This is a genomic window from Dokdonia sp. Hel_I_63 (assembly GCF_007827285.1).
GTDB lineage: Bacteria > Bacteroidota > Bacteroidia > Flavobacteriales > Flavobacteriaceae > Dokdonia.
The window spans coordinates 194,563-210,050 of record NZ_VISD01000001.1; the positions used below are offsets into that span (position 1 = coordinate 194,563).

19 protein-coding genes, 2 tRNA genes and 1 pseudogene are annotated in these 15,488 nt (G+C 37.4%); 11 read left to right on the top strand and 11 right to left on the bottom strand.

Going from position 1 to position 15,488, the window contains the following annotated elements; genetic code table 11:
* The first annotated feature begins 23 nt into the window (after nt 1–23).
* The 8 genes from JM84_RS00815 (at nt 24) to JM84_RS00850 (ending at nt 5,812) form a co-directional block, all read left to right on the top strand.
* Nucleotides 24–1,238: an aminotransferase class V-fold PLP-dependent enzyme gene (locus tag JM84_RS00815; protein ID WP_144782310.1), complete on the top strand. Its 1,215-nt coding sequence runs from the start codon at nt 24–26 to the stop codon at nt 1,236–1,238.
* Nucleotides 1,239–1,273: 35 nt separating this feature from the next.
* The gene (locus JM84_RS00820) at nt 1,274–1,822 is read left to right on the top strand and encodes a GNAT family N-acetyltransferase (RefSeq protein ID WP_144782312.1); all 549 of its coding nucleotides are present in this window, start codon (nt 1,274–1,276) and stop codon (nt 1,820–1,822) included.
* 43 nt (nt 1,823–1,865) lie between these two features.
* Entirely contained in the window at nt 1,866–2,288 is a 423-nt protein-coding gene (locus JM84_RS00825; protein WP_144782314.1) for an META domain-containing protein, read from the top strand.
* A gap of 2 nt (nt 2,289–2,290) precedes the next feature.
* Nucleotides 2,291–2,716 (top strand): SufE family protein, encoded by a 426-nt coding sequence (locus JM84_RS00830; protein ID WP_013750978.1) that lies wholly within the window; start codon nt 2,291–2,293, stop codon nt 2,714–2,716.
* Nucleotides 2,717–2,803: 87 nt separating this feature from the next.
* Complete coding sequence (locus JM84_RS00835) at nt 2,804–3,121, top strand: DUF59 domain-containing protein (RefSeq protein ID WP_013750977.1); 318 nt, start codon at nt 2,804–2,806, stop codon at nt 3,119–3,121.
* Between the two features lie 64 nt (nt 3,122–3,185).
* On the top strand, nt 3,186–3,695 hold the full coding sequence (locus tag JM84_RS00840; protein WP_144782316.1) for a DUF2480 family protein: 510 nt from the start codon (nt 3,186–3,188) through the stop codon (nt 3,693–3,695).
* A gap of 65 nt (nt 3,696–3,760) precedes the next feature.
* Nucleotides 3,761–4,717, top strand: a complete 957-nt coding sequence (locus JM84_RS00845; protein WP_013750975.1) for a DUF3078 domain-containing protein — start codon at nt 3,761–3,763, stop codon at nt 4,715–4,717.
* A gap of 153 nt (nt 4,718–4,870) precedes the next feature.
* Nucleotides 4,871–5,812 carry a DUF3078 domain-containing protein gene (locus JM84_RS00850; protein ID WP_144782318.1) on the top strand — a complete coding sequence of 314 codons (942 nt, stop codon included), beginning with the start codon at nt 4,871–4,873 and terminating at the stop codon, nt 5,810–5,812.
* 161 nt (nt 5,813–5,973) lie between these two features.
* On the opposite strand, the gene JM84_RS00855 is transcribed toward JM84_RS00850, so the two are convergent.
* Together JM84_RS00855 and JM84_RS00860 are read right to left on the bottom strand one after the other, a co-directional pair.
* A tRNA-Pro gene (locus JM84_RS00855) sits at nt 5,974–6,048 on the bottom strand.
* A gap of 74 nt (nt 6,049–6,122) precedes the next feature.
* Nucleotides 6,123–6,569 (bottom strand): hypothetical protein, encoded by a 447-nt coding sequence (locus tag JM84_RS00860; RefSeq protein ID WP_261375679.1) that lies wholly within the window; start codon nt 6,567–6,569, stop codon nt 6,123–6,125.
* A gap of 137 nt (nt 6,570–6,706) precedes the next feature.
* Here JM84_RS00860 and JM84_RS00865 point away from each other — a divergent pair.
* Together JM84_RS00865 and JM84_RS00870 are read left to right on the top strand one after the other, a co-directional pair.
* A tRNA-Pro gene (locus JM84_RS00865) sits at nt 6,707–6,781 on the top strand.
* A gap of 94 nt (nt 6,782–6,875) precedes the next feature.
* Nucleotides 6,876–7,772: a metallophosphoesterase family protein gene (locus JM84_RS00870; protein ID WP_144782320.1), complete on the top strand. Its 897-nt coding sequence runs from the start codon at nt 6,876–6,878 to the stop codon at nt 7,770–7,772.
* Nucleotides 7,773–7,815: 43 nt separating this feature from the next.
* On the opposite strand, the gene JM84_RS00875 is transcribed toward JM84_RS00870, so the two are convergent.
* The 7 genes from JM84_RS00875 to trmB all read right to left on the bottom strand — a co-directional run bounded on the left by JM84_RS00875 (nt 7,816) and on the right by trmB (nt 12,535).
* The gene (locus tag JM84_RS00875) at nt 7,816–8,145 is read right to left on the bottom strand and encodes a 2Fe-2S iron-sulfur cluster-binding protein (protein ID WP_013750966.1); all 330 of its coding nucleotides are present in this window, start codon (nt 8,143–8,145) and stop codon (nt 7,816–7,818) included.
* 51 nt (nt 8,146–8,196) lie between these two features.
* Nucleotides 8,197–9,249, bottom strand: a complete 1,053-nt coding sequence (locus JM84_RS00880; protein WP_144782321.1) for an NAD(P)/FAD-dependent oxidoreductase — start codon at nt 9,247–9,249, stop codon at nt 8,197–8,199.
* Between the two features lie 75 nt (nt 9,250–9,324).
* The gene (locus JM84_RS00885) at nt 9,325–9,567 is read right to left on the bottom strand and encodes a NifU family protein (RefSeq protein ID WP_013750964.1); all 243 of its coding nucleotides are present in this window, start codon (nt 9,565–9,567) and stop codon (nt 9,325–9,327) included.
* Nucleotides 9,568–9,569: 2 nt separating this feature from the next.
* Nucleotides 9,570–10,706 carry an Mrp/NBP35 family ATP-binding protein gene (locus tag JM84_RS00890; RefSeq protein WP_013750963.1) on the bottom strand — a complete coding sequence of 379 codons (1,137 nt, stop codon included), beginning with the start codon at nt 10,704–10,706 and terminating at the stop codon, nt 9,570–9,572.
* A 168-nt stretch (nt 10,707–10,874) separates the two neighbouring features.
* The gene (locus JM84_RS00895) at nt 10,875–11,225 is read right to left on the bottom strand and encodes an MGMT family protein (protein ID WP_013750962.1); all 351 of its coding nucleotides are present in this window, start codon (nt 11,223–11,225) and stop codon (nt 10,875–10,877) included.
* The gene (locus JM84_RS00900; RefSeq protein WP_013750961.1) at nt 11,222–11,851 is read right to left on the bottom strand and encodes a LysE family translocator; all 630 of its coding nucleotides are present in this window, start codon (nt 11,849–11,851) and stop codon (nt 11,222–11,224) included. Before JM84_RS00900 ends, JM84_RS00895 begins: the two co-directional genes overlap by 4 nt.
* Before the next feature lie 9 nt (nt 11,852–11,860).
* Nucleotides 11,861–12,535: a tRNA (guanosine(46)-N7)-methyltransferase TrmB gene (gene trmB / locus JM84_RS00905; protein WP_013750960.1), complete on the bottom strand. Its 675-nt coding sequence runs from the start codon at nt 12,533–12,535 to the stop codon at nt 11,861–11,863.
* A 707-nt stretch (nt 12,536–13,242) separates the two neighbouring features.
* On the opposite strand from trmB, the pseudogene JM84_RS15505 reads away from it, so the two are divergent.
* Nucleotides 13,243–13,572: pseudogene (locus tag JM84_RS15505) on the top strand (glycosyltransferase); the annotation flags it as partial.
* A gap of 63 nt (nt 13,573–13,635) precedes the next feature.
* Here the strand turns inward: JM84_RS15505 and JM84_RS00915 are convergent.
* Entirely contained in the window at nt 13,636–14,691 is a 1,056-nt protein-coding gene (locus JM84_RS00915) for a sensor histidine kinase (protein WP_013750958.1), read from the bottom strand.
* Nucleotides 14,691–15,374: a response regulator transcription factor gene (locus tag JM84_RS00920; protein ID WP_013750957.1), complete on the bottom strand. Its 684-nt coding sequence runs from the start codon at nt 15,372–15,374 to the stop codon at nt 14,691–14,693. The genes JM84_RS00915 and JM84_RS00920 overlap by 1 nt, the downstream gene beginning before the upstream one ends.
* Nucleotides 15,375–15,488 lie beyond the last annotated feature (114 nt).

Here is a 15,488-nt window from a genome sequence, read left to right on the forward strand (position 1 = left end):
TCTTTGTAACAAAGAAAAATGCTATGCTTGACGTTAAGAAAATACGCAAAGATTTCCCTATTCTCAAAAGAGAAGTAAATGGAAATCCGCTTATTTATTTTGATAATGCCGCCACTTCACAAACACCACAAGTGGTGATAGATGCTATTGTAGATTACTACTCAAACTATAATGCAAACATCCATCGCGGCGTACACTCACTTTCTCAGGAAGCAACAGACGCTTATGAGGAGGCGCGTATTAAAATTCAAAAGCATTTTAACGCAGCAAAGCCTTACGAGATCATTCTCACTGCAGGAACCACACATGCTATTAATCTTGTGGCACATGGTTTTGCTTCCATACTTAAAGAAGGTGAAGAGATTTTAGTTTCGGCTCTAGAGCATCACAGTAATATTGTACCGTGGCAAATGCTTTGTGAGAAAACTGGAGCCATCCTTAAAGTGATACCTCAGACAGAAAGTGGTGAACTGGATATGGACGCTTTCGCGAAAGCGTTATCTCCTAACTTAAAGCTAGTCTTTGTAAATCACGTCTCCAATGCCTTAGGAACTATAAATCCAATAGAGCACATCATTAAAGAAGCTCATAAAGTAGGTGCGGCGGTTCTTATAGATGGTGCACAAGCTACACCACATATCAAACCGGATGTACAAGCACTAGACGCCGACTTCTATGTATGTTCTGCACATAAAATTTGCGGTCCTACTGGAGTGGGAATTCTCTACGGAAAAGAAGAATGGCTCACTAAATTACCTCCTTATCAGGGTGGTGGCGAGATGATAGATCAAGTAAGTTTTGAAAAGACCACTTACGCCGGTTTACCTCACAAATTTGAAGCAGGAACACCTAACATTTGTGGAGGAATTGCAACGGCTGCAGGTCTTGATTATATGAATGCCATAGGTTTTGATAATATCGCTAGCTATGAAGATGAGCTATTACAATACGGAACAGAGAAATTACTTGAAATAGAAGGTCTCAAAATTTATGGTACTTCTGCACACAAAACCGCCGTTATTTCATTTAATGTGGGCAATATTCATCCTTATGACATAGGGACTATACTTGATAAACTAGGTATTGCAGTACGCACAGGTCATCACTGTGCACAACCTATTATGGAGTATTATAAAATACCAGGAACAGTACGCGCTTCTTTTTCATTTTATAATACCAAGGAAGAAATAGACACCTTTGTAACTGGATTAAAACGAGCGGTCACCATGCTCTCGTAATATCTAGCAGAACATCGTTTTCAGACATTGTTATATTGATACAGGTAAATTCACATATCACATTATCGCCCGTCACCCTAGTTGATCAAGAGCGATTATATAATTTGATGAAAAGGGTGTATCCATCTGCATATGCGCATTTTTGGAAAGATGAAGGCTCATGGTATCTCAATCAGATTTATAGTAAGGAAAACTTAGAACAAGAGCTTAGTGATGCAAATAGTATGTATTACTTTGTGTATTATAACGATGAGACAGTAGGGATTTTAAAGCTTATTAAAAATTGTGAGTATCCTCCACTAGCTTCTGAGAAAGGTTTTAAGATACATCGTATTTACCTAGACCCTTCTGTTCAAGGTAAAGGCGTAGGTAATGCCCTGATGGATTATGCACAAGAAGTCGCAATAGCGCAAAAACACAGCCTCATCTGGCTTGATGCGATGGATAAACACGCACAAGCACAACAATTTTACAAGAAACTAGGATATCAAAAGACAGAAAAACAAAGACTAGATTTCCCATTATTACATGACGAGCATCGTCCTATGTGGTTTATGCATAAAATGCTAGACTCGACAGAATGACAGTTAATCTTCTGGGCACTATCTTTGCAAAAACTCTTTTACTATGAAACACACATATTACATAATCGCTTTAGCAATAGGCCTCTTTTTAAGTAGCTGTGCTACCGAAAAAAAGGAAAGTGAACCTGATGTAAAAGCGCCAAGATTTTCTGGATACTACACACTTACGAGTATAGAAGAGACATCTATTACAAAACAAGGAATCACCTTTAATATAGAAAGTCAAAAAAGAAGAATAACTGGTTTTTCTGGATGCAACTCCTATAATGCAGCGTTTACGCTTACTAAGGATAAATTAGATATTACAGATCCGTTATCTACTAAGAAAGCATGTCCTGCAGAGGCTATGGACTTAGAGAAAAAAGTATTTAAAAATCTCATCAAGGTAAATAGGTACACTCTTAAAAACGGAACACTTACTTTATACAATAAAGATCAAGTACTTTTTAAAGCAACAGCAATATAATTATGGCAAGTATAAAAGAAATACAAGATGAAATCGTTGATGAGTTCAGCATGTTTGAAGACTGGATGCAACGTTATGAGTATATGATAGACTTAGGAAAATCACTTCCTATGATTGATAATCAGTTCAAAACTGATGACTATATTATAAAAGGTTGCCAGAGCAAGGTTTGGGTACACGCAGATATGACAGACGGCGAGATTGCCTTTACTGCAGATAGTGATGCGATTATTACAAAAGGAATCATAGCAATACTTATACGTGCTTTTTCTGGACAACCGCCACAAGCAATTATAGATGCAGACACTTCGTTTATAGACGAGATAGGACTTAAAGATCACCTCTCTCCTACCCGTGCAAATGGACTTGTGAGCATGATCAAGCAGATAAAGCTATATGCTGTAGCTTATCAAACACAACTGAATTAGATTACAAATTACGCTTGCGCGAAAATGTGATGTGATTCACCATTATTAACTAAATAAAAGAGACTGCATTGCAGTACAACAATACATATGGAAGTAAACACAGAAGAGCTAGGAGATAAGATTGTACGAGTACTAAAAACCATTTACGATCCAGAAATCCCTGTAGATATTTATGAGTTAGGATTGATATATGATGTTTTTGTAAACGAAGACATGGATACCAAAATCCTTATGACACTTACTACACCTAATTGCCCAGTAGCCGAAACATTACCACTTGAGGTGGAAGAGAAAGTAAAATCTCTCAAAGAAGTAAAAGATTGTGAAGTGGAAATCACATTTGACCCACCATGGACACAAGACCTTATGAGTGAAGAAGCAAAACTAGAATTAGGAATGTTGTAAAAGTATTGTGATGCGTTTTAAACTTATAGATTAAAACGCATCATCACTTTTTAATTACATTATTATGGCAGAAGAAATCATAAATAGAGTCGCCGGGAGTAAACTCATCACTTTTGATTTGGAAGATTTATATCCCAAAGGAAAGAGAGAAACACTAGACATTTCTGAATGGTTAGACCAAGGTTTTATTTTACGTGAAACTCAGTTTCGCGAAAGCATAAAAAATCACGATTGGCAGCAATATTCAGGCTCATTTGTAGCGCTACATTGCAGCACAGATGCTATTGTTCCAGCGTGGGCATATATGCTTGTTTCTACCCATTTACAAGATATTGCACAAAAGACCATCGTAGGATCTCTAGAACTTCTAGAAACTATTCTTTACACCACAGCTATTGCAAATCTTGATACGACACCTTATCAAGGTGTTCCATTGATTATAAAGGGGTGCTCTAATAAACCAGTACCTCCTAACGCATATTTACTGCTTATAGAAAAACTTCAGCCTGTGGCACGCAGTATTATGTTTGGAGAAGCTTGCTCTACCGTTCCTCTCTTTAAGAAGCGCGCTTAAAAATTGCCTTGACATTCATACACTCCCTGTGTATATTTACTTTCTTAATTTTTAAGTAAGTCCCTATGAGAACATATCTTTTTTTACTGCTACTAGCCACAAGTAGCATTCTAGTCGCCCAGACGAAGACCAAGAAAAAAGATTCTCTTCCTGATGGATGGAAAAGCAAAGGACTTGCAGAATTACTTTTTAGCCAAAGTGCCTTTAATAAGGAATGGCAAGGTGGAGGTACTTCTAACATCGCTGGTAACTTTAATATAAGCTGGGATCTCAATTATAAACGCAATAAACTTACGTGGGATACTAGACTCACGTCTATACTTGGTCTTGCTGCCACAAAAGATCAAAAATTTGTACGTAAAACTACAGACAGACTCGAGTTAAACAGCCTCGTAGGTAGTAGAATCAATAAATCTAACTGGTACTACTCCGGAGTTTTTAACTTTAGAACGCAAATGGCGCCTGGTTATGAATTTTTTGACCGCAATATTCTTGATGATGATGGAGAGATTATCACCACTGTACAAGACAGAAGAGAAATTACAGACACTTTCTCTCCTGCATATATTCAGGCCGGACCAGGTATTCTTTGGAAAAAAAGTAATGACTTTACAGTAAACTTAGCACCAGCTACTTCAAGACTTATTTTTGTCCAATCTAGATTTACCAGAGTAGATGAAAGCGACCCAATGGCTGTAGCAGCATATGAACCATTCTTTGGTGTAGCTGCAAATGAAAATACTCGTTTTGAACTAGGTTCATCATTAAGCGTTTATTATAAAGAAGAACTTTTTGAAAATGTAGTTTTTGAAAACACCTTAAATCTGTATGCAGATTATCTAGAGAAAGTAAAAAATGTCGATTTAGATTATACGCTAAATGTTGCCATGCAAGTAAACAAGTATGTCACAACTAATCTTGCACTACAACTCATTTATGATGAAAATGCCGTAAGCGGCTTACAAGTGCGAGAAGTACTTGGAGTAGGACTTAAGTACGCTTTTCTTGAGTGGAAATCTTAGACAGCACACCACTTTACAAAACTATAATTATAAGCCCACGATTAATGTCATATTTAATCGATAAAGAGAGCATAATATTAATTTATTGAGATTAAAGGCAGCAATTTTTATTTAATTATATCTTTGTTCTACAAATCTTAACGAATTATTATTATGAAAAGACTTATTGTTTTAGGAGCATCTATCCTCCTCACAATCAGCGTGCAAGCACAAACAGAAGAAGAATTAAAAGAGCAACAAGCTCCTAAGAAAGCAGAAATTGCAAAGCTTCAAGGAGAAGTAAATAGTTTACAAGCACAAATCGATGCCCTTCCAGGATGGAAATATGGAGCATTTGGAACTATAGGAGGAAATTTCTCGAAGTTTAATGATTGGTATTCTCAACGTGCACCTAACGTATCTTCAGGTAACATAGGTATTACTGGTAATGCTTTTGCAAACAAACTAGAAGAAAAATACTTCTGGAGAAACAGCCTTAGCGTAAACTTAGGATGGGTAAAATTTGATGAAGAAGGTGAGGAAGAAGAAGGCTTTCAAGAAGCTACAGATGTTTTTAATGTTTCTTCTTTATATGGTTACAAACTAACTGACAAGATCGCTGTATCTGCATTAGGTGAGTACAGAACTACGATATTAAATAACTTTAACGATCCAGGTTACTTAGATCTAGGTGTTGGTGCTACATGGACTCCTATTCCTAATCTTATTGTTGTGGTACACCCACTTAACTATAATTTTGTATTTAGTAGTGGTGATTCTGTTTTTGAATCTTCTTTAGGAGCAAAAATTGTTGCAGATTATACTCGTCAGATTGGTAAAATTGCATTCAAGTCTAACTTATCTGCTTTCCAAAGCTATGAGTCTAGCGACTTATCAAACTTTACATGGATTAACTCTTTCGGCTACAAACTATGGAACCAAATTGGTGTTGGTTTTGAATTTGGTTTAAGAGGAAACAGACAAGAGGCAGTAAACTTTGCTAATAACAATTTACTTGCTGTAGATCCAGCGGCTACTACTTTTGAAGTAGGTGATAGCGCTGTGGATAACAAGATACAGTCTTACTACCTTTTAGGACTTACGTATGCATTCTAAGTAATTGCAATACTACTAGCTTAAAGGCTAGTGATACATAATAAAAATGCGAGCCCTTACAGGCTCGCATTTTTGCTTTGTAGCAACTTCATAATATAAAAGATTATAAATACCCACAACCTTTTAAAATGAAAAAACCAGCCTAAAAAGGCTGGTTTTTGTCGGGGTAGCAAGATTCGAACTTGCGACCTCCTCGTCCCAAACGAGGCGCGATAACCGGGCTACGCTATACCCCGAGTATTTAACGGGGTGCAAATATAATAAAATCTAATATATAATCACAAACTTTATTAATCAATAATTTTAAATTTTACTCTATTCTTATATAACTCTCGCCTTCTGTTCTATTTCCATCTTCGTCTAGCTGTATTTGCTGGTAACTATTTGCCCCCATCACTAGCTCAAATCTAAAAATTTGAGTCGTATCTACTATATTCATCATAGGCCCAGAAGCATACTCTAGTCGCTCCTCGAGAAAACCGTCTGACACACTATATGTACCATAGCCAAACCACTCATTACTATCTGAAGGATCGTTGCGAGTCCACATTACTTTTCCTTTACTATACATCTTCACCTGCCTATAGCCATTCTCATTGGGCAACATTTCCGATAGCATCCCGTTTTCATACATCTGCTGGTTTTCTAATTCCCACACGCCTTCTAAGATCATCGCAGGTTCATTCTTATTCAATCCATCACTTGTTAAAAGTGTAGCACCCATCACATAAAAGCAAAGCATCATTAGTGTTTTCATAATATTTGGGTTTAGTTAATAATTTATTTTTCAACACTTTAAGGTACAAAAAAATTAATAAGATATGCGTTGAGATCTTTTTTGAACCTAGCTATTTCTCTAATGATTACGCTTTATTATATTTACGCGCATACAAACGGGTAGTAGCTTAGTCCGGTTAAAGTGCTGGTCTGGGGGACCAGAGATCGGAGGTTCGAATCCTCTCTACCCGACTTAAAGTAGATACGTGGTGTTTATTTTACGCTTTCGCGAAAGCGTACTCCTCTCAACCCTATTAATCTCAGTCTTTTTTAAGATATTTAACCTGTGAATACAAGACAGCGTTTAGACAGAGCTTACAAAGCAGCAAAGGAAATACCATTTTCTGATGCCGACAAACTAGTTTTTTTTTCCGACTGTCACCGCGGAGACAAAAGCTTTGCCGATGATTTTGCGAGAAATGAGAATATCTATTACCACGCGTTAAAACATTATTATAAAGAAGGTTTTACTTATTACGAGCTAGGGGATGGTGATGAGCTATGGGAAAACAGCTCCTTTGAAAGCATCTTGCGTGCACATAAAAATGTCTATACATTACTGCAGAATTTTCACTTTGAAAAACGACTTCACCTCATCTGGGGAAATCACGATATGGTATATCGCGATAAAAACTATGTTCAAAAACATTTAAGCACCTATTTTGACCCAAAAGACGGCAGAGAAGAGGTTTTATTCAAAAATCTAGAGTATCATGAGGCCTTGATATTAAAACATCGGGAAAGCGCTCAAGAACTCTTTTTATGCCATGGTCATCAAGCCGACTGGCTCAATTATCATGGATGGCGCTTTAATAGATTTCTCGTGAGAATCTTATGGAAACCACTTCAAATATTTGGCATCTCTGACCCTACGAGTCCTGCAAAAAATTACAAAGAGCTCATAAAAGTAGAGCGACGTATTAAGAAGTGGATTACAGAAAACAATAATCTACTCACCATAGTAGGGCATACACATAGACCTCGATTTCCAGAACCGGGAGATATTGCTTTTTTTAATGATGGTAGTTGTGTTCATCCGCGTAGTATCACAGGCTTAGAAATAGAAAATGGCGCTATCTCTCTTATAAAATGGCATATTACTACCACAGAAGAAGGCCACCTGCATGTAAATCGCGTGCTACTGGAAGGACCTCAAAAAATAAGGGATTATAAAACTAGCTAGTTTTATAATCCCTCAATATAGTTTTTAATAAAATAATTTAGTTCTACTCCTCTGGCGCAAGTGTTACTCGTAATCCATCCATATCTCGATGTATATGAAGCTGGCAACCTAAACGGCTATTATCCTCTACATGAAAGGCTTCTGCAAGCATTGCTTCCTCATCATCACTCATCTCTGGCAACACGTGATCACTCTCAACATAACACTGGCAAGAAGCACACATCGCCATACCTCCACAAATACCTATGGTACCTTCTGGAGCGAGCTCATAAGAGCGCACAACCTCCATTAAGTTCATATTCATATCTGTAGGGGCATCAATCTCGTGAGCAACGCCATCGCGATCTGTGATTGTAATTTTAATATCTGTCATGGATAGCGATTTATGCGTTAATATCCTTGTAATAAATGAATGGTTGTATGGTTAGTCTATAGCTTTAACCACAGCTTTAGGAGCTTGTTTCTTTGTTCCGTCAAACCCTGTTACTCCACCTACGGTCGTATACTTCATTACATAACGTTTATCTGGAAAAATACGCTGGTAAGCACTCTGACACATTAACGTTGCTTCGTGAAAACCACAAAGGATTAACTTCAATTTACCCGGATATGTATTTACATCTCCTATTGCATAAATACCTGGAATGTTCGTTTGGTAGTCCAAACTGTTATCCACTTTAATAGCATTCTTTTCAATCTCTAGTCCCCAGTCTCCTATAGGACCTAGTTTTGGTGCAAGTCCAAAAAGTGGTATAAAGTGGTCACAAGCCTGATTAAAGGTTTCTTCGCCTTGTTTGATAGTCACTCCGTTTACATGCGCATCTCCAAGTACATCAACTACCTCTGCTGGGGTGATTAATTTAATGCGTCCTTGATTTTTGAGTTCCTGAACTTTCTCTACACTATCAAGAGCACCACGGAATTCATTACGACGGTGCACTAGCGTCACTTCACTAGCAACATCTGCTAGAAAAATACTCCAGTCTAAAGCACTATCTCCACCACCAGCGATAATCACTTTCTTATCACGGTATAACTCAGGATCTCGTATAATATACTCTACCCCGATATCTTCATAACTCGCAATATTAGGAATAGGTGGTTTACGAGGCTCAAAACTCCCTAGACCTCCTGCAATTGCAACTACAGGCGCGTGGTGTTTTGTTCCTTTATTTGTGGTTACTATAAACGTGCCGTCTTCTTGTTTATCTATAGTTTGAGCACGCTCACCTAGTGTAAATCCAGGCTGGAAAGGCTCTATTTGTTTCATTAAGTTATCTACAAGATCACCTGCAAGCACTTCTGGAAATGCAGGAATATCATAAATAGGCTTCTTAGGATAAATCTCAGAACACTGCCCTCCTGGTTGAGGAAGTGCGTCAATAAGATGACATTTTAACTTTAATAATCCTGCTTCAAAAACGGTAAAAAGCCCTGTAGGACCAGCACCTATAATGAGTATATCTGTTTTAATCATTGATTCTTATTAATACGCTTTCGCGAAAGCAAAAATATATACATCCTCCATCTAAGAAGATGACCTTTATCTGTCTTACGCCTTAACATTAATAACTTCTTCTATCTGCGGAGCATGCTTTTTTATAGTCATCTCCACGCCACTTTTAAGTGTCATTTGATTTACAGAGCATCCTACGCAAGCTCCTTGTAATTGAACACGTACAATAGTATCGTTTTCTATACCTAAAAGGGTAATATCTCCTCCATCACTTTGTAAAAAAGGGCGAATTTCTTCTAGTGCATCTTCTACTTTCTGGGTTAACTCTGCTCCGGTCATAATTAATTCTTTACAGCAGAACAACCTGCCATGGTAGTAATCTTTATAGCCTCTGTTGCAGGTAAGTTCTTATTACGTCTTACTGTTTCTTCGACTACATTTTTAGTAAGCTCATCAAAAGCTAGCATTGTAGGCGTATTCGCTTGTAATGCTGCTGGACGCCCTACATCTCCAGCTTCTCGTATGCTTTGTACCAGTGGTATCTCCCCTAGCAAGCGCACTCCTAAATCCTCGGCAAGGTGTTTTGCTCCTTCTTTTCCAAAGATGTAGTATTTATTGTCTGGTAACTCATCTGGTGTGAAATAAGCCATGTTCTCTACGATACCAAGGACTGGTACATTGATACTCTCTTGTTGAAACATTGCTACACCTTTCTTTGCATCTGCAAGTGCCACATTTTGTGGTGTACTTACAACTACAGCACCTGTGATAGGTAGTGATTGCATAATACTCAAGTGTATATCTCCAGTTCCTGGAGGAAGGTCTAGCAGTAAGAAATCTAGTTCTCCCCAAGCAGCATCAAAAATCATTTGATTTAAAGCTTTTGCCGCCATAGGTCCTCTCCAGATTACTGCTTGATCTGGCTTAGTAAAAAATCCGATTGAAAGTACTTTTACTCCGTAGCTCTCTACAGGCTTCATTTTTGACTTCCCATCTACAGTAACAGAAAGTGGTCTCTCGTTTGCTACGTCAAACATAATAGGGACAGAAGGACCGTAAATATCTGCATCTAGAATTCCTACTTTGAATCCCATCTTTGCAAGTGTTACTGCGATATTTGATGTTACTGTAGATTTACCTACACCTCCTTTTCCAGAAGCAATAGCTACAATATTTTTAATACCAGGAATATCCTTTCCTTTTATCTCGTTACTTTCATCTTTGGCTGGTGCATTGACTTTTACATTAACCTTCACTTGTGCTTTTGCAAACACTTTATCCTGTATGGTTTTCATAATATCAACCTCTGCTTTTTTACGTGCTTGTAGTGTTGGGTTATTGATAGTAATATCTACTATCACCTCATCACCAAATGTAAGTACATTTGTAACAGCACCACTATCTACCATATTTTCTCCAGCACCTGGAGCTGTTATGGTTTTTAAAGCCTCAAGAATATCGTTTTTTTGTAGTTTCATTGTCGTGTTTAAGCAATTCTGAATAATCTCTAATTAGATTGATTCTAAATGCAAAGATACAACCGCAAGGAGGTATATTCCAACCTTTGAAATTTCAAATAATTTGACATTTCAAGTTTAATTAATCCTTAAATAATACATTGAATTTTAAAGGTTCTCTCTCAAGTTTCATAAGTCTTGAGACAACTCCGTACTAGGATCCCAAAAGTGTTTTTTAAAAGCCACAATTTTATCATCTACCACTTCTACTCCTTCATTTTCCAGCAGCTGCTGCATGAGGTTAGTTTGCGGAAAATGATGCTTACCGGTAAGTAGTCCCACACGATTTACAACTCTATGAGCAGGTACTTCACTATGTATATGTGAACCATTCATTGCCCAACCTACCATACGGCTGCTTCTAGCAGCTCCTAGGTACTTTGCAATAGCCCCATAACTGGTTACACGACCATAAGGTATTTGGGCTGCGACAGCATAGACTTTTGTAAAAAAGTTTTCGGTTTTTGGAGCGTAATTCATTCGAAGTAAATGGTTCTTATCAGTGTGATGATCATGAGTATCACCATGAGACACGCCATAAAGTAATTAGAATACTTTGTAAACGTGGTTGCCCTATTTTGAATTCTCGCAAAAAATATCACATAAAAATATAATGCTGTAAAAGTACCAAGTGCCGCTGCTAGCACAAAAAAGGCAATAGCAACAATATCATATTCTACCTTACCACTCACATTTAATGCAGCTCCTAATGCACAGAAATAAGGTATAGGTAAAATATTAAGCGCCGAAATCATCATCCCTTTACCAAGACTCTTGATTCCTCTATTTTTAGAAAGCTTGACTTTAGGAACCTTACCACGCTTTGCCTTCATAAAGAAGAACACTGCCATAATCAAGAAGATTACAAGTCCTGTTCTTAATAACATATTCTGTACAAATGGATTGCCAAAAATATATTTAGCTAGTAATACCGCAATAAGTGCTTGTATAATAACAATAAACGAAGCACCTATAGCGACTAGCAATCCATTATTACGACCACGCTCTACGCAAGTTTTTGCAACCGACATATTGATTAGACCAGGAGGTATAACTCCTGCTAAAGCAGCAAAGAATGTGATTAAGAAGAGTTTTGTTATCTCCAAGGCTAGCGTTTACTTAACTCTAAATTTAATATAAGTAATTGGTTTTCCTTGTTCTAGATATTGTTTTTCGTAAAAAGTTTGAATACCTACCACTTCCTTTGGAGAATATTCATTCTTGTATACATTATGATTTGCCTCTAAAATCTCGTGACCTTCACCGTGAAGTAGTCCTAAGGTATAACCATGCATAAACTCAGAGTCGGTTTTTAAGTTTACACACCCATCTGGTTTAAGCACACGCTTATACTTTTGGAGAAACTCCGTATTAGTCATTCTGTGTTTTGTACGCTTGTACTTAATTTGAGGATCTGGAAAAGTAATCCATATTTCATCTATTTCCGCTTTCGCGAAAGCGTGCTCTATCAACTCAATTTGCGTACGCATAAAACCTACGTTAGTCAAGTTATCTTCGATAGCGGTTTTTGCTCCTCTCCAAAAACGGGCACCTTTGATGTCAATACCTACAAAGTTTTTATCTGGATATGATTGTGCAAGACCCACAGAATATTCCCCCTTACCACAGCCTAGCTCGACCACAATAGGGTTGTCATTCTTAAAAAAATCTTTATTCCATTTACCCTTTAATGGGAATGTACCATCTACGAGTTCTTCTCTTGTAGGTTGTACTACATTTGAAAATGTCTCATTTTCTCTAAAACGCTTAAGCTTATTTTTACTTCCCACAGGTATATTTAATGTTTTGGTAAAATTAAGGAAACTTTTAGTAGTTAGAAGAGTTAGATATTTGCATTGTGAATTATAAAAAACACATATTAGTTGCACCCCTCAACTGGGGACTGGGTCACGCTACGCGATGCATCCCTATAATTCGCACCTTAACTTTTCATAATTATAAAGTAACGATCGCTAGTGATGGCCAAGCGTTGAAACTGCTTACAAAGGAATTTCCAGAGCTTGCTACCGTCACTTTACCTTCATATAACATTGCGTATTCTGAGAAAGGATCGCATTTTAAAAGAAAACTAATTGCAGATCTGCCTTCCATAAGAAGAACCATAAAAGAGGAGCATAGAGACCTTGAGGAACTTATCTATAAGTTAGGCATAGATGGGGTGATTTCTGACAATAGACTTGGGTTATATACTAAGAAGGTGCCCTGTGTGATTATAAGCCACCAGCTGCAGGTCTTGAGTGGTAAAACCACTTGGTTATCATCTGCTGCACATAGAATGTATCTCCAAAGATTTAATGAATGCTGGGTTCCTGATGTAGCTGGTGATATAAATTTAAGTGGCGTCTTAGGGCATCCACAAAAAAAACTATCTATCCCCACTAAATATATAGGCCCTTTGAGCAGAATGAAATCTTCTGAAGAAGAAATTATATATGACTATATCGCTGTACTGTCTGGACCAGAACCACAGCGCACTATGCTAGAGGATATTATTATCGCGCTTTTTAAGAAAGCCAGTGTAAAGCTACTTATTGTGCAAGGAAAGGTCTCCACCGAAGAGGAGGCTGATAAAATAGGCGCTAATATTAAGGTCGTAAACTTTCTAACAACCGCTGCATTAGAAAAGGCGATTAATCAAAGTAAGTACGTGATTGCTCGATCTGGATATACCACAATCATGGACCTTGCTATAATGAGAAAAAAGGTGTTTTTTATACCTACGCCTGGTCAAACTGAACAAGAATATCTCGCCGAATTATTAAAATCAAAAAAGATTGCTCCCTACTGTACGCAAGACAGCTTTAAGAGTAAAGAGTTACCGAGATTAAAAGTGTATCCTGGCTTTGAGCAAGGAATACCTGCTTATGATTTAACTCAATTCTTCGGCCTTTTCAATGGTGAAGGAGAACTCAGAACCCACTCCAAATTCGCTTTCAACATACACTCTTTCTTCATGCGCTTCAATGATGTGCTTGACAATAGAGAGGCCTAGTCCTGATCCACCCACCTTACGGTTACCTGATTTATCTACACGATAAAAACGCTCAAAAAGCCTAGGTATATGTACACTTTCTACTCCTTCTCCATTATCGGTAATACGCACAAGCACTTTATTTTGGATTAAGTCTTGTACACTTACTTCTGTCGTTCCGTTTTCTTTACCGTACTTAATGGAGTTCTCTATAAGATTAGTAAGTAACTGCTGTATGCGCTCCTTATCTGCATTGACCATCACACCTTCATCATAAGGCGCGTCAAAAGCAAGTGTGATATTTCTCTTTGCAGCCTTCATTTCTAGCATTTCAAAAGTGCTATCTACTAGCTCAATAATATCAAAATACTCGTAGTTAATATTAAGATCGCCTACTTCAAGCTTTGTAATCATATCTAGATCATTAACTAGATATATGAGACGCTCCACACCTTTTTCGGCGCGTTGTAGGTATTTTTTACGTACGGCTTTATCATTAATAGCCCCATCTAATAATGTAAGAATATAACCCTGTACCGTAAACAGCGGGGTTTTTAATTCATGAGCTACATTACCAAGAAAATCACGTCTATATTCATCTTGAATACGTAAAGAGGATATTTCGATTTTTTTACGTTTTGCATAACGCTCTACTTCTTCAGATAAAGAAGCCATATCCGTTGTGATGTTATCTGGAACGAAGCTTACATCCTCAAGAAGTTTTATATTATCATAAATCTCCTTTACACCTCTGATTATAAAAAACTGCGTTCTGTAATGTATAATCAAGAAAGAAATCACGTAACACAGGCCAATCCCGATAATGGAAGTAGTCCAAGATGGATTACCATCACGCAGGAGCTCAAGCGTTATAATTAGTGCCGCAAATACGATAGATATATAACTCGCTGTAATGAGAGAAAATGAGTAAGACTGCTTAACTCCTGCGGCCATTACATAACAAATTTATAGCCTACACCTTTTACGGTCTTAAATGACTCGTCACCTATTTTTTCTCTAAGCTTACGTATGTGAACATCTATGGTTCGACCACCTACTACAACTTCCAGACCCCAGACTTTATCTAGGATATCTTCACGAGTAAAGACTTTACCTGGTTTTGAAGTTAATAGTGATAACAATTCAAACTCTTTACGTGGCAAGGATAGTTCTTCTTTACCCTTGTAAACTTTATATTCCTCTCTATTGATTACTAGCTTACCTACTTTTGTAATTTGAGAAGACACTCCCTCTTCCTTAAATCTTCGCAACAATGCTTTTACTTTGCTTACTAACACCTTAGGTTTGATAGGCTTTGTGATATAATCATCTGCTCCAGCATCAAAACCTGCTACTTGAGAATAATCCTCTCCCCTAGCGGTAAAGAATGTGATGATAGTTTGGTCCAGATCGCTATTTGCCCGTATTACTTCACAAGCTTCTATACCATCCATCTCTGGCATCATCACATCAAGAATAATTAAATGAGGTGAGTGTTTTTTTGCAAGCTTTACAGCCTCTACTCCGTTTGACCCAGTTATCACTTGGTAACCTTCATTAGATAGATTATAACCTACTATTTCAAGAATATCTGGTTCATCATCTACAAGAAGTATTTTTAGGTCTTTTTTTTTCATGCTCTAAATATTATACGCCTAGTGTAAAGATACGTTGTTTTAGTCTTTTGATATATCCTGCAATGTATTAGCAAAATTGCCCTTTCTCATGTTAAGAGCATTAAGATTTCGTTA

What these genes read in the sequence shown, in the direction of transcription:
- JM84_RS00815 (WP_144782310.1), top strand. Translation starts at nt 24, where the DNA reads ATGCTTGACGTTAAGAAAATACGCAAAGATTTCCCTATTCTCAAAAGA.
- JM84_RS00825 (WP_144782314.1), top strand. Translation starts at nt 1,866, where the DNA reads ATGAAACACACATATTACATAATCGCTTTAGCAATAGGCCTCTTTTTA.
- JM84_RS00830 (WP_013750978.1), top strand. Translation starts at nt 2,291, where the DNA reads ATGGCAAGTATAAAAGAAATACAAGATGAAATCGTTGATGAGTTCAGC.
- JM84_RS00835 (WP_013750977.1), top strand. Translation starts at nt 2,804, where the DNA reads ATGGAAGTAAACACAGAAGAGCTAGGAGATAAGATTGTACGAGTACTA.
- JM84_RS00840 (WP_144782316.1), top strand. Translation starts at nt 3,186, where the DNA reads ATGGCAGAAGAAATCATAAATAGAGTCGCCGGGAGTAAACTCATCACT.
- JM84_RS00845 (WP_013750975.1), top strand. Translation starts at nt 3,761, where the DNA reads ATGAGAACATATCTTTTTTTACTGCTACTAGCCACAAGTAGCATTCTA.
- JM84_RS00850 (WP_144782318.1), top strand. Translation starts at nt 4,871, where the DNA reads ATGAAAAGACTTATTGTTTTAGGAGCATCTATCCTCCTCACAATCAGC.
- JM84_RS00860 (WP_261375679.1), bottom strand. Translation starts at nt 6,569, where the DNA reads ATGAAAACACTAATGATGCTTTGCTTTTATGTGATGGGTGCTACACTT.
- JM84_RS00875 (WP_013750966.1), bottom strand. Translation starts at nt 8,145, where the DNA reads ATGACAGATATTAAAATTACAATCACAGATCGCGATGGCGTTGCTCAC.
- JM84_RS00880 (WP_144782321.1), bottom strand. Translation starts at nt 9,249, where the DNA reads ATGATTAAAACAGATATACTCATTATAGGTGCTGGTCCTACAGGGCTT.
- JM84_RS00885 (WP_013750964.1), bottom strand. Translation starts at nt 9,567, where the DNA reads ATGACCGGAGCAGAGTTAACCCAGAAAGTAGAAGATGCACTAGAAGAA.
- JM84_RS00890 (WP_013750963.1), bottom strand. Translation starts at nt 10,706, where the DNA reads ATGAAACTACAAAAAAACGATATTCTTGAGGCTTTAAAAACCATAACA.
- JM84_RS00895 (WP_013750962.1), bottom strand. Translation starts at nt 11,225, where the DNA reads ATGAATTACGCTCCAAAAACCGAAAACTTTTTTACAAAAGTCTATGCT.
- JM84_RS00915 (WP_013750958.1), bottom strand. Translation starts at nt 14,691, where the DNA reads ATGGCCGCAGGAGTTAAGCAGTCTTACTCATTTTCTCTCATTACAGCG.
- JM84_RS00920 (WP_013750957.1), bottom strand. Translation starts at nt 15,374, where the DNA reads ATGAAAAAAAAAGACCTAAAAATACTTCTTGTAGATGATGAACCAGAT.